At 47.3% G+C, this 13,046-nt stretch carries 12 protein-coding genes; all 12 read left to right on the top strand.

The window, feature by feature from the left end; translation table 11 throughout:
- Positions 1–211 precede the first annotated feature (211 nt).
- The 12 genes from ABLT31_RS22000 (at position 212) to ABLT31_RS21945 (ending at position 13,039) form a co-directional block, all read left to right on the top strand.
- Positions 212–1,294, top strand: coding sequence for a sugar ABC transporter substrate-binding protein (locus ABLT31_RS22000; protein ID WP_367755719.1), 1,083 nt, complete (start codon positions 212–214; stop codon positions 1,292–1,294).
- Positions 1,295–1,608: 314 nt separating this feature from the next.
- Positions 1,609–3,099, top strand: a complete 1,491-nt coding sequence (locus ABLT31_RS21995) for a sugar ABC transporter ATP-binding protein (RefSeq protein ID WP_367755717.1) — start codon at positions 1,609–1,611, stop codon at positions 3,097–3,099.
- A gap of 1 nt (position 3,100) precedes the next feature.
- On the top strand, positions 3,101–4,081 hold the full coding sequence (locus ABLT31_RS21990; protein ID WP_367755716.1) for an ABC transporter permease: 981 nt from the start codon (positions 3,101–3,103) through the stop codon (positions 4,079–4,081).
- 67 nt (positions 4,082–4,148) lie between these two features.
- Positions 4,149–4,778, top strand: a complete 630-nt coding sequence (locus tag ABLT31_RS21985) for a copper amine oxidase N-terminal domain-containing protein (RefSeq protein ID WP_367755715.1) — start codon at positions 4,149–4,151, stop codon at positions 4,776–4,778.
- Between the two features lie 716 nt (positions 4,779–5,494).
- Positions 5,495–7,066 (top strand): BCCT family transporter, encoded by a 1,572-nt coding sequence (locus ABLT31_RS21980; protein WP_367755713.1) that lies wholly within the window; start codon positions 5,495–5,497, stop codon positions 7,064–7,066.
- Positions 7,067–7,088: 22 nt separating this feature from the next.
- On the top strand, positions 7,089–7,469 hold the full coding sequence (gene pcaC / locus ABLT31_RS21975) for a 4-carboxymuconolactone decarboxylase (RefSeq protein WP_367755711.1): 381 nt from the start codon (positions 7,089–7,091) through the stop codon (positions 7,467–7,469).
- Between the two features lie 107 nt (positions 7,470–7,576).
- The gene (locus tag ABLT31_RS21970; protein ID WP_367755709.1) at positions 7,577–8,251 is read left to right on the top strand and encodes a GntR family transcriptional regulator; all 675 of its coding nucleotides are present in this window, start codon (positions 7,577–7,579) and stop codon (positions 8,249–8,251) included.
- 187 nt (positions 8,252–8,438) lie between these two features.
- Positions 8,439–9,569: an LLM class flavin-dependent oxidoreductase gene (locus tag ABLT31_RS21965; RefSeq protein WP_367755707.1), complete on the top strand. Its 1,131-nt coding sequence runs from the start codon at positions 8,439–8,441 to the stop codon at positions 9,567–9,569.
- 37 nt (positions 9,570–9,606) lie between these two features.
- Positions 9,607–10,185 (top strand): amino acid synthesis family protein, encoded by a 579-nt coding sequence (locus ABLT31_RS21960; protein WP_367755705.1) that lies wholly within the window; start codon positions 9,607–9,609, stop codon positions 10,183–10,185.
- Position 10,186: 1 nt separating this feature from the next.
- On the top strand, positions 10,187–10,987 hold the full coding sequence (locus ABLT31_RS21955) for an alpha/beta fold hydrolase (RefSeq protein WP_367755703.1): 801 nt from the start codon (positions 10,187–10,189) through the stop codon (positions 10,985–10,987).
- Between the two features lies 1 nt (position 10,988).
- Complete coding sequence (locus tag ABLT31_RS21950) at positions 10,989–12,473, top strand: aldehyde dehydrogenase (protein WP_367755701.1); 1,485 nt, start codon at positions 10,989–10,991, stop codon at positions 12,471–12,473.
- Between the two features lie 32 nt (positions 12,474–12,505).
- Positions 12,506–13,039, top strand: a complete 534-nt coding sequence (locus tag ABLT31_RS21945; protein WP_367755699.1) for an NADPH-dependent FMN reductase — start codon at positions 12,506–12,508, stop codon at positions 13,037–13,039.
- Positions 13,040–13,046 lie beyond the last annotated feature (7 nt).

Below are 13,046 nucleotides of genomic sequence, written 5' to 3'. Positions count from 1 at the left end.
TTGTTCATGAAACTTCTTCTTATTGAAGAAGTTTTTTCTTTTTCCAGGACCTTATTACCATAAACTACTAGGACTTTTGGACTTTACTCCGCTAAAAAATCGGATTATTCTAGTTTTAAAAGCAAAGTAAACAACTAAGAAAACTGTGGTAGTTATTGCCTGAATTTTTCAGGTCTTTCTATAATAAATAAAAAAATATGGGGGCACTCAAATGAAAACAAAGAAATTATCTCTTTTTCTTTCGTTCGTCATGATTTTCTCGCTAGTCCTCACCGCATGCGGCGGGGGAGCGAAAGAAGAAGCGGGCGGAACCACTTCTGGCGGAGAAGGAGCAACTGAAGCCAAGAAGCGTATTGCTTTAGTCATGCAGTTTAATATTGGAACCTTTTCGGCTCAATACGTGGCTGGTGTAAAAGAACAAGTAGAAAAGTTTGGCGGGGAACTGACCGTCTTTAATGCAGATAATGATTTGGCTAAGATGGCTTCTCAGCTGGATGCGGCTGTGAACCAACGATTCGATGGGATCTTGATTGACCATGGAACACCGGAAGCTTTAACGCAAGGTGTCAAGAAAGCCGTTGAGCAAAAAATTCCTGTTATTGCGTTCGACGCAGCTTTAGATATTCCTGGCGTTACGGTATTGGAGCAAGGTGACGTGAAGATGGCCGAGTCCACGTTGGAAAAGCTGGCTGAAGATGCAGGCGGCAAAGGGAATATCGTTAAGATTTGGGTAGCCGGTTTTGCTCCGATGGAGCGCCGTCAAATCGCTTATAAGCAATTCCAAGAGAAATACCCAGAAATCAAAGAGGTTGCGGCTTTCGGTAGTGCATCAGCAAACACCGCGTTAGATACGCAAACGCAAATGGAAGCGATCTTGAAGCAATATCCTAACCCTGGCGATATTACAGCCGTTTGGGCAGCATGGGATGAATTCGCAAAAGGGGCTACTCGCGCCATCCAACAAGCGGGCCGTACCGAAATTAAAGTTTACGGGATCGACTTGAGTGATGAAGACTTGCAAATGATTCAAGATCCAGCATCTCCTTGGATCGCTTCTGCTGCGGTGGATCCTTCCGATATCGGACGCGTGCAAGTACGTTACGTATACAAGAAAATTAAAGGGGAAGAAACCCCGCAAAATGTTTCTTTAGATCCAATTCTAGTCACTCGCGAAATGCTTCCGAAGGAAAAGGTAACCATGGGTGACCTTTCCAAGCACATCGAAGGATGGGGACAAAGCACGCAAGGAATCGAAGAGTGGATGAAGGAACTGGAAGCTCAGAACCAAAAGTAACATAACATAACGGGAGAAAATCCTGCTATTCCGAAAAACGAAGGCAAATGGGCTAAAATAGCAGGAGAAATTCCGGTTATCCACCTGAAATCAGGAAAAAATGCTTGTTTTACCGGACTTAACCGGAAAAAATCCTCTTATCTTATCCTATTGCATTTAAAAAAGAGAAATAACCGGAGATTCTCCTGTTATACGGAGTCTTTCCTACAAGAATGTACCCAAAAACTCCCTTTATTAACGTTCAGGCCTATCAGGATGATAGGGTTCGCGGATAATAGGGGGAGTTTTAATTTTTGATAAGAGAGGGATGGAACATGTCCAAACTAGAGATGAAGCGCATCGAGAAGTCCTTTTCAGGCGTCCCTGCTCTTCGGGCGGTCGATTTTGAGCTTCGTGCGGGAGAAATCCATGCGCTGCTGGGAGCTAACGGGGCAGGGAAAAGCACGCTGATGAAAATCCTGACAGGGGCTTATGTAGCGGATGGAGGAGAGATCTGGGTAGACGGGGAAAAAGTGCAGATTTCAACTCCCGCTGATGCGAAGAAATACGGCGTTCAATGTGTGTACCAAGAGGTAGACGTCGCCTTGGTTCCCTATCTGAGCGTAGCGGAGAATATCCTGCTCGATCGGCAGGTCAATCGAAGGGGCACGTTTTTCAAGTGGCCTGACTTATACCGGGATGCCGAGGAGATTCTGAAGCGTTTAGGCTTTTCCATCCCTGTTCGGAAAAAGGCGGAAGAACTGACGCTTTCGGAAAAGCAAATCATCTTGATTGCCAGAGCGATCGCTCAAGATGTGAAATATGTTATTTTTGACGAGCCCACAGCTCCTCTTAGCGTGAAGGAAGCTGAGCGGCTGTTTGCCCTGATGAGGCAGCTGAAGCAGCAGAATGTAGGGATTATCTTTATTTCCCACCGCTTGCCGGAGATTTTTGAAGTGTGTGATCGGATCACCGTCATGCGGGACGGTCAGCATGTCTCAACCAAGAAGACATCGGAAACGAGCATAAATCAGGTGATTGCGGACATGTTGGGAAAAGCTTTTTCCGAAGAATTCCCGAAAAAACGAGTCCCTATCGGCGAAACGTTGCTCGAAGTGCGTGGGATGAGGAGCGGCAGCAAAGTCCGAGGAGTGGATCTGGAGGTTCGCGAAGGAGAAATTGTCGGTATAGCCGGCTTGGTCGGCGCGGGTAAAACGGAATTGGCCAGAATTTTATTCGGTGCTGATTCTCGTGATGAGGGCCAACTCATCTTGCGGGGAAAAACGCTATCGATTCAAAATCCCGCGGATGCCGTAAGCCAGGGTGTCGTGCTTGTTCCGGAGGAGCGGCGAAAAGAAGGGATTCTGGTAGAAGAATCGGTGCGAAATAATCTGACGTTGGCCACTCTCTCGCAGTTCGCTTCGTTCGGCTTTATGCGCCAAAGCGCGGAGGCGGTTCGTTCGAAAATACTCATTGACCGTCTGGGGATCAAAACCTCCGGCATCCATCAGTTTGTTGGAAACCTGAGCGGCGGAAATCAGCAAAAGGTGGTCATTGGAAAATGGCTGGATACGGATGCGGATATTTTCATGTTTGATGAGCCGACTAAAGGGGTAGACATTGGAGCGAAAACAGACATCTTCAAGCTCATCGGGGAGCTGGCGGAACAGAAAAAAGGAATCCTTTACTTTTCCAGCGAGCTTCAGGAAATCTTAGGGATTGCCGACCGCATCCTGGTGATGTGTGACGGACAGATCGTCAAGCAGCTGTCCCGGGAGGAAGCTACCCAAGAAAACATCATGTATTACGCAAGCGGAGGAAAATAAAATGAAAGTAATGGATTGGATTTATAAATACGGAACCCTCGCGGTCATTGCCATTGTCCTTATCTTTTTTAGCTTGATTAACCCTTACTTTTTTACGTATGGGAATCTAGCGGATATCCTTCGTTCGATCTCAATCGTGACTTTAGTAGCCATTGGGGTGACCTTTTCGCTTATTATTAATGGATTTGACCTTTCGGTCGGATCTGTCGTTTCCCTGGCCACGGTCGTTTCGTCCTCGATGATGATTTGGTATGAACAAGGAATCTTCGTCACCTTGCTGATTCCTATTGTTTTGAGTGTGCTGATCGGTTGGGTCAACTCCTTGCTGATCGTGAAAATCCGCATACCGGATTTGCTCGCGACCTTAGCTATGCTCTATATTGTCAAAGGGATTCACTTAACCTATACCAAAGGGTACTCCATCTACGCCAACATGCCTATGCCGGATGGATCGACAGCCCCGGGGAAGTTTAACGAAGGATTCCTTTGGCTGGGACAGGGGCAAATTGCGTCCGTTCCCGTACCGGTCATTTTGATGCTGTTGGCGGTGGTGGCTGTGCATATTTATCTGAACTATACCCGCCAAGGGCGCTTGCTTTACATTACAGGAGGAAATGCGGAAGCTGCCCGCTTATCCGGTGTTCCGGTAGACCGTTATAGAACCCTCGCCTATGTCTTGTCTGGATTGTTTTGCGGATTGGGCGGGATTCTTTTGGCGGCCCGCATAGGTACCGGTCAGGTAGATGGAGGAGCTCCTCTATTGATGGACGCCGTCGCTGCTGCGTTTGTAGGATATTCCGTATTTGGCGCGGGGAAGCCGAATGTCATCGGAACCTTCTTTGGAGCCGTTTTGATAGGAATTCTTTTAAATGGAATGACCATGCTCAACCTTCCTTACTATGCGCATGATATTGTGAAAGGAACCGTGCTGGTTCTGGCGCTAGCCGTAACGTACTACCAATTGCGCAAAAGAAAGGTTTAAGGTTCTAGGCCTCTTGGTTCTTTCATAGATATAAAGTAGTAGACTGAGAGAACGGAGGCTTGGGATTTTGAATAGAAAATTCGTCTCATTGCTAATTGGACTGGTTGTATGGCTGATGGTTTCCCTCGTCGGACAAGCTGAATCGAAAGAAGTAGAGATCAGGTGGAACGGGGAATGGCTAGAGTTGGAACAGACGGCTTATTTGGTCAAAGGAAGCGTGTTGGCTCCAGTGAGGGAAACTTTCGCAACCATCGGGGCAGCCGTTTCCTGGGATGAAAAAACGAGAACCGTCACAGCCAAAAAGGGAACGAAAACGTTAGTCCTTCATGTAGGGAAAAAGGCAGCGTTGCTGAACGGAAAAACGATCAAACTCCCAGCACCCATTCAGTTAGCTCAGGGACGAGCCATTGCTCCTGTTCGATCCATAGCGGAGGCGTTTGATGCCAAGGTGGAGTGGGTCCCCCTGGATCAGACGGTTTATATCTCAGAGGCAGGAAAGGTTTCTATTCAACAGGCTGAGCAGTTGGTCCGTGACCATATCGGGATCGCGAAGAACTCCGACACCGTGATTGAGTTTGACCATATGGAGGAAGGCGCATATACCATTCATGTTTATGACCTCGTCGACGAGCACACCGCTACCCGCGGATGGTATCTGGTGGAGGTGGAGACGGGGAAGGTTACGTCGATGTTTTAGATTGCCACTCTGCTTGGTTTGACCTATTTAAAGATGGGTGGCTAAATGTCAGATAACCAGAGTTCATTGCATAGTTAGAGGGTGTCCCAACAAGCTAGGTTCTTGGGACACCTTCCTACATTTCTACCATTTTGCTACATCGGAACTTTAATAAATAAACCGGTGAAAAGACCATTATTCTATTCCCGTGTGGATAAGTGGAGAAACGCCACTTAAAATCAAAATCAAACAATATAAAGTTAAAATAATGGGAAAAGCTCCATCTAATTCAGCTTAATCCCATCATTTTGGACGTTCCAACGTTATTAGTGGGAGCAAATCCACCTAATTACAAGAAAAAGTAATGATCTCGGCGTTTAATTGGCGAATTTCCACTTACTTCAAACCCATCCACTCTTCCTCGCAAATCCATGAACCTAAAACCTTATTGAGATTTTATCAAGGTGTCAGTATATTTAATGTAATTTTAGATAAATTACAAATCTTATTGACAATAGTGAATTAATAGTTTAAATTTAATATAACTTCTTGCATGGTACATGCAACATGGTACAATGAAAGCTATTCTTTCCTTGTATCGTGCACTATTTTTAAAAAATACTAGTGATTAGTTCATGAAGGAGGGTAAAATGGAAACGGTTACTCAAAAGCAGCAAAAAGTTTAAAGGGAATGTTTGGTTGGGTTCAAAGCAGGGGAAATAAGGAGGGAATTACGAGTGGGAAACAAATGGGAATCCGTAAGCAGGAAGATTGACTGGCCTGTTTTTGTTATCAGCGGTGGGCTTTTGCTGCTGTTTGTTATACTTTCTATATTTAATGTAGAGGCGGTTTCTAAATTTGTAAACACAGGCTTTGAACTTTCAATTCGATACTTTGGGGCATACTGGCAACTGCTATTATTGGCGACATTCATAATTGGCCTGGGGTTATCCTGCTCGAGGTATGGGAGTGTCAAGCTAGGCAATTTAGCTAAGCCGGAGATGAGCAGGTTTAAGTGGGTTTCTATTATAGTAGTTTCTGGACTGGGAGCAGGAGGGGTTTTCTGGGCTGCAGCGGAGCCTATGTATTATTTCATGGACGTACCGCCCATGCACCAGGGCATTTCGCCTAATACCCAAGAAGCTATAGCGCCCGCTTTAGCACAAGCCTTTATGGATTGGGGTTTTACGGCTTGGGCGGTTTATGGAGCCATCAGTGCGATTATTTTCATGTATGCTCACTATCATAAGGGAATGCCCTTAAAACCTCGAACGTTGCTATACCCTATTTTGGGAGATAAAATTCTTACGAGCAAGTGGGGAACGTTTGCTGATTCCTTCTGTATCATTGGAGCAGCAGCTGGAACGATCGGACCGATTGGATTCCTAGGTTTGCAAGTCAGCTATGGCCTGAATTCACTATTTGGGATTCCGGATAGCTCCTTTACCCAAGCTTTAATTATTATTGGTCTGATCAGTGTTACCATTATTTCAACGGTCACAGGGATTGATAAAGGGATTCAATGGTTCAGTAAATTAAACGTCATCATGGCTGTGGTTATTGCTGTTTTCATTTTGATGTTTGGGCCTGGAGCCTTCATCATTGACGCGTTTGTCTCTTCTTTTGGATTTTATTTAAGCGAATTTATTAATGTGAGTACGTATCGCCAGGATCAAGAGTGGCTGGGATGGTGGATGCTTTTCTTCTTTGGATGGTTTATTGGGTTTGGACCGATGGTTGCGATATTTGTCGCAAGAATTTCAAGAGGACGCACCATCAGAGAAGTATTCTTGGCTGTTTCGGTTCTTTCCTCGATAACAACGAATTTTTGGTTCACCGTATTAGGGGGTTCGGGTATTTTTTATGAAATGAACAACGCTGGTTCCGTAAGCGGCCCATTAAATGAGAATGGCTTGCCAGCTGCTATTATAGCGATTGCTCAGCAAATGCCGCTATCTGCGATCATGCCCGCTATTTTCCTCGTATTGACGATTCTTTTTGTCGTAACCACGGCAGACACTATGTCTTATACGCTGGCAATGGGCGTCACGGGAGAAGGGGATCCTCCAAACTTTGTACGGGTATTCTGGGCTGTGCTGATGGGCTTTATTGCAATCATTTTAATCAACATCGGAACAGGTGGAATTAATGCGCTTCAATCTTTTGTGGTGATTGCCGCTGTACCGGTATCGATTTTGCTGCTGCCTTCCTTATGGCATGCTCCTCAGCTGGCTAAGAAAATGGCCATCGAACAAGGGATCGTTAGAGCGGAAAGCGTAGAAGCAAAGGAAAAAGAAGTAGTTGTGTAAAAAATGAGAAGGAGTGCTGAACATGGGTAAAAAGAGATTTGATGAGGGATTAGAAGTTCGTCGGGCGGTGTTGGGATCGGAGTATGTCAATCGGTCGATTCAAAATGCAACCGATTTCAATCTCCCCATGCAGGAATTAGTTACCGAATATTGTTGGGGAGAGGTTTGGACGAGACCAGGTCTTTCCAGAAAAATGCGCAGCATCATCAATCTTGCGATGTTAACAGCCCTAAACCGGCCGCATGAGATTAAGCTTCATGTTCGCGGGGCGATGAATAATGGCGTAACCAAGGAAGAAATCAAGGAAGTATTTTTGCAGACAGCCATCTACTGCGGTGTTCCAGCAGCAATGGACAGCTTTAGGCTGGCCCAAGAGGTTTTCGCTGAAATGGAAACAGAGTAAAGTGCGCATTGACTCATCGCTGGATTGGAAATATTATGAACTATAACGAGAGTTTGCATGGTACATGATGCATGGCATAGACATAAACAGAGAGGTGGGTGAACGGATTGAATCTTTCCGTTTCAACTGAGAGTATTCATACACAAGTAACAAACGTATTGCGCAATGCGATTGTATCCGGGGAATTTGAATTGGGAGAAAAGCTTTCGGAAACCGCTCTAGCCCAAAGACTCGGGGTAAGCAGGACACCAGTCCGGGAGGCGCTAAAACAGCTGCAGCAAGAGGGGCTTGTGGAAATTATTCCACGCGTGGGTACTTGTGTTACGAAACCAACCGAAAAAGAAATCTTGGAATTGTTTAAGCTGAAAGAATCACTGGAAGGCCTAGCTGCGGGATTGCTGGCTGAAAGAGGAGAGGTTCCTGAACGAAAGGAATTAGTCAAGGCGTTTAAAAGCATGGAGGAAGCCGTAAGGAAAGGCAACATAGATGGCTATGTGGAAGCCAATGACCGTTTTCATGATGCCATCTTAAAAGGATCGGGCAACAGCAAGCTTCTGTATCATTTTAACCTGCTCATTAATCAGCTCCCTTATAAACGATTTGTCTATCTTACGATAGGTCAACCGAAACGACTTGAAAAGTCGGTAGAAGAGCACCGAGAGATTGTGGAGGCGATTCAGCGTCAGGATTCGAAGCTGGCTGAGCAGCTTATGAGAGAGCATGTGAAAGCAAGCGGGGCAAAGCTCATCGAAATCATGAAGGCAGAGTTATTTGGAACGTAAAAGGCTCTTGGCAGGAGAAGCAGGATAGGTCCTGCCAAGGGATGGTTACATCCAAAATTCTAAAAATAATAAACATATTGACAGGTGAAAGCGTTTGTCGTTATAGTATGAATATAATCTGCCTTGCATGGTACATGGTACATGGAACGAACAAGAGGGAATCCAAAATGGAAAAGGGGTATGACAAATGAAATTTGGAATTTTTGCGAACTTGGCAGGTCCCGGAAGAGAACAAGAATTTGCGAAGGTCTTGGAAGAAGCAAGGGAACAAGCGGTTTACTGCGATCAAGCTGGATTTGACTCCATTTGGTATACAGAACATCATTTCGGTCATGAAGGCTATGAGCTGGTGCCGAATCCCATTATGATGGGAGCCGATATCGCAGCCCGTACGAAAAACATCCGCATTGGCCAAGCAGCAAACATTATTACCTTTTGGCACCCGCTTCGTTTGGCAGAAGATATCGCATTTCTGGATCAGATGAGTCAGGGGCGCGTAGAAGTGGGTATCGGACGAGGGCTTTACGGACGGGAAGCCATGAACCTGAATCAATACGCAGATCCCCGCGACCAGGAAAGGAACCGGGCTTTATTTGAAGAAACCTATGAAATCTTAAAGAAGGCTTTATCCGAGCGCTTCTTCTCCCACCAAGGCGAGTTCTATAAATTCCCTGCTCCCGGATTGAAATGGAATCATCCATTGAGCCCGCAAACACCGGACTATATGGATATGGAAAAAGGCGAGATTCAAAAGATGTCCATCATGCCGCCGCCTTTCCAGCAGCCGCATCCTCCGCTTTGGCAGGTCATCGATACGCCCCGATCCATTAAGTGGGCAGCAGAGCACCAGGTCAAGGGGATTTTCTGGATGCCAACCGTAAAGGAATTGAAGCCTCGTTTTGAAATGTACCGTGAAAGCTTATCCCAGGCAAAAGGTTCCCAAGCAGAATTGGGTGAAGGATTGGCGCTGGTTCGCGACTGCTATGTAGCCGAAACGATGGAAGAAGCCCGCAGAGATGCAGAAGAAGCGGTCCTGCATACATACCGCTGGATTTGCCACTGGAGGGGGCTGGGCAATCTGTTGGATCCGGGTGAAGAATTAAAGCCGGGAACGGAATTGAGCTATGATTTTTTGCATCCGCGCAATCTATTGTTTGGAACACCGGATTATGTGGCGGAAAAAATCCAGGAACTGAAGGAAGAGCTCAACTTAAAGAATCTATTGCTTTGGACGAATCACGGCAGCCTATCTCATGAAAAAATTATGCGCAGCACGAAATTGTTTGCCGAAGAAGTTATGCCGAGATTTAAAGCATAGGGAGTTAACCATATCACTTTGGGGAGGAAGAATAACAATGCTGAAAATTCGCAAATTATATACCGTCATAGAGGAAACCTTGCTTGAAGGGGAAAAAGAAGTCAACCCATCCATCCGCAATATTGCCGCTGTAGCTGTGGTGAAAAATCCTTGGCATGGCAGAGGGTATGTAGAAGATTTAAAGCCTGAAATCCTGGCTTGTGCCCCTGAATTAGGAGAGATACTAGTCAAGAAGCTATTTGAAGTGATTGATTCTCCAGATGATGTTGAGGCTTTTGGAAAGGCAGCTGTTGTCGGAGTGGACGGAGAGGTGGAGCATGCCTCCGCTCTCATCCATACGTTCCGCTTTGGGAACAAGTTCCGCGATGCTGTAGAAGGAACGAGCATTCTCACCTTTACGAATAAGCGTGGAGGTCCTGGAACTTATGTTACGCTTCCCTTGGTTCACAAAACGGATGAATCCAAGCGTTCCCATTTCATTACCTTTGAGACGAATATTCCAGATGCCCCGCGAGCTGATGAAATTGTCGTAGCCATTGGCGTAGCGACAGGCTCAAGACCGCATCCGCGCATAGGCGATCGCCATCAGGATATGGTAGAGATGGGATTGAAGTAGGATGGAAAAGACAAAAAGCGGATCCACCCATTATGTTGAGGCGGGGGAAGGGCATCCTGTCATCCTGATCCATGGCGTAGGCTTAGATTCGACGATCTGGGAGCAGCAGATGAAATCATTGTCGGCTCAGTACCGTGTGATCAGTTATGACATGATAGGGCATGGCCGGTCGGCCTGCCCTCCTGGGCCTTACAGTCTATCCCAATTTGAGAAGCAGCTCGATGATCTGCTTAGCGATTTGGCGATTCCGCAGGCCCACTTGGTCGGGTTTTCCATGGGAGGGCTGGTGGCTCAAGCCTATGCCGCTCATCATCCGGATAAAGTGTCTTCCCTAACTATCGTCAGTTCTGTGGCTAAACGTACGGAGGAGCAGCGCGAGGGAGTGCTTGCCCGGGTGAAGGAAGTGGAGGAGCATGGACATCAAGCGACGATTGATGCCGCGATTGAGCGTTGGTTTAATCCCGCTTTTCAGTCCCAGCGCCCTGAAGTGGTCGAGCAGATTCGCCGTCGCCTGCAAACCAATGAGCCAGATGCCTACTTGGCGGCTTACCGGGTATTCGCTACAGCGGATGAAGAGCTTTATGAGAAGCTTCACCAAATTGCGTGCCCAACCTTCATTATCACGGGAGAACTGGACAAGGGATCTACCCCCGAGATGGCCAGGTTCATGGCACAGCAAATTCCGGGCGCAGAAGCCCTGGTACTCCCTGGCATTCGCCATATGCTGCCGATAGAAGCGGGCGAGCAGCTCAATCAAATCTTGCTTTCGAGAATGGAACAGTGTGCGGGAAAGGGGCGTTAACATGGCTGAATTAAAAAAATACCGGATGTATATCAATGGGGAATGGGTAGAGTCCAGCAACGGGGAATATTTTGAAAGCTATAACCCGGCAACCGGGGAGCCCTGGTGCTGGGTGGCCAAGGGGACCGAGGCGGATGTGGACCGAGCGGTCCAAGCGGCACAGGAGGCTTTCGAGCATGCTTCGTGGCGTTCCCTAACCTATACGCAGCGAGGGAAATTGCTAAGGCGGCTGGGGGACCTGATCGCTGCCCGCGTGGAAGACTTGGCGATATTCGAAACGCTGGACAATGGAAAATTAATTCGGGAAATGCGGGGACAGCTGCAGTACCTTCCTGAATTCTTCTATTATTACGCGGGCCTGGCCGATAAGATTCATGGGGAAACCCTCCCCATCGACAAGCCGGATATGTTTGCCTTTACGACCCGGGAACCTTTAGGCGTTGTCGCAGCGATTACCCCATGGAATTCCCCGCTTTATCTTACAACCTTAAAATTGGCACCGGCCTTGGCGGCAGGAAATACGATCGTCATCAAGCCTTCCGAAGTGACCTCCGCTTCTCTGTTGGAGCTCGTGCCGCTCATTGAAGAAGCAGGATTTCCGCCTGGCGTGGTGAATGTGGTCACCGGTTTCGGCGATCCGGTAGGCAGCGCTTTGACAAGCCATCCGCTAGTCAGGCGGATTGCCTTCACCGGGGGAACAGAGTCGGCCAAGCATGTGGTCCGCAATTCTGCGGAGAACTTCGCCCGCGTTACGCTGGAGCTGGGAGGGAAATCCCCGAATATCGTATTTGACGATGCCGATGCAGAAAGTGCTGCCATGGGGATTATCGCCGGGATCTTCGGGGCTGCCGGACAAAGCTGCGTAGCGGGCTCGAGGGCTTTTCTCCAGAAAAATATTTATGATCGCGTCCTGGAGAAAGTGGTGGAGCGCGCCTCCAAGATTGTGATTGGCGATCCGATGGCTGCGGAAACGGAAGTAGGACCTTTAGCTACGGAAGGCCAAGTGAAACGGATGGAATATTACGTCCAAGCCGGCCACGAGCATGGCGCCCGGTTGGTGTATGGAGGAAAGAAACCGGAGGCGATGAACAAAGGGTGGTATTTTGAACCGACCATCTTTGAGCATACAGACAGCAAAATTCGCATCGCCCAGGAAGAAATCTTTGGGCCGGTATTGACCGTCATTCCCTTTGAAACGGAAGAAGAAGTGGTTCGGTTGGCTAACAGCACGAATTATGGCCTGGCAGCAGGGATTTGGACCAATCACTTAGCCAAAGCGCACCGGGTGGCCAAAGGGGTTCGGGCCGGCATCGTTTGGGTGAATACTTATCGAAGCATATCTCCCATTGCTCCCATTGGAGGATCCCATTGGAGCGGCTACGGAAGAGAAAGCGGATATGATGCCATTTACGAATACACGGAAAATAAAGTGGTTTGGGTGAATACGTCGTCCGAACCGATGCCGGATCCGTTTATCATGAGATAGCTGAAAATAAAGAAATTGGAGGGGGAAGAGAAATGAAGTTATTAGGAATTTCCGGTACGATTACAGGCTCCAAAACACGGGTTCTCGTTCAACAGGTGCTAGAGGAAATCAAGCAGAACCACCCGGGCGTTGAGGTTGAATTTCTGGATATGAAGGATTATGACGTCCAGTTTTGCGATGGGCGAGACCCCGCCACTTATACCGGAGATACGAAAAAAGTGATCGATATGGTGTCGTCTTCGGATTTCTATATCATGGGGACACCGATCTTCCAAGGTTCGATCACTGGCGTTTTGAAGAATCTATTCGATTTAATTCCCCCGCAGGTTTTCCGAAACAAGGTCATGGGGTTTGTCGCTACAGGAGGAACCTATCAGCATTATCTGGTCATTGAAAACCAGCTGAAGCCGATCGCAGGCTATTTTCGGGCTTTCGTCGCACCAGGCTATGTCTACGCTCATAATGACCATTTCAATAAACAAAATGAATTGGCAGACCCCGAAGTCGTGGAACGGGTCAAGCAGCTTGCCGATGAAGTGGTTCACATGCAACAAGCTTTAAAATAAATCACAC

This window comes from Ammoniphilus soli (assembly GCF_040813775.1).
This window is presented reverse-complemented; position numbering and strand designations above follow the sequence as displayed.

Bases quoted from the DNA above. Each gene is read 5' to 3' on its own strand.
- ABLT31_RS22000 (WP_367755719.1), top strand. From the start codon at position 212: ATGAAAACAAAGAAATTATCTCTTTTTCTTTCGTTCGTCATGATTTTC.
- ABLT31_RS21995 (WP_367755717.1), top strand. From the start codon at position 1,609: ATGTCCAAACTAGAGATGAAGCGCATCGAGAAGTCCTTTTCAGGCGTC.
- ABLT31_RS21990 (WP_367755716.1), top strand. From the start codon at position 3,101: ATGAAAGTAATGGATTGGATTTATAAATACGGAACCCTCGCGGTCATT.
- pcaC (WP_367755711.1), top strand. From the start codon at position 7,089: ATGGGTAAAAAGAGATTTGATGAGGGATTAGAAGTTCGTCGGGCGGTG.
- ABLT31_RS21965 (WP_367755707.1), top strand. From the start codon at position 8,439: ATGAAATTTGGAATTTTTGCGAACTTGGCAGGTCCCGGAAGAGAACAA.
- ABLT31_RS21960 (WP_367755705.1), top strand. From the start codon at position 9,607: ATGCTGAAAATTCGCAAATTATATACCGTCATAGAGGAAACCTTGCTT.
- ABLT31_RS21955 (WP_367755703.1), top strand. From the start codon at position 10,187: ATGGAAAAGACAAAAAGCGGATCCACCCATTATGTTGAGGCGGGGGAA.
- ABLT31_RS21950 (WP_367755701.1), top strand. From the start codon at position 10,989: ATGGCTGAATTAAAAAAATACCGGATGTATATCAATGGGGAATGGGTA.
- ABLT31_RS21945 (WP_367755699.1), top strand. From the start codon at position 12,506: ATGAAGTTATTAGGAATTTCCGGTACGATTACAGGCTCCAAAACACGG.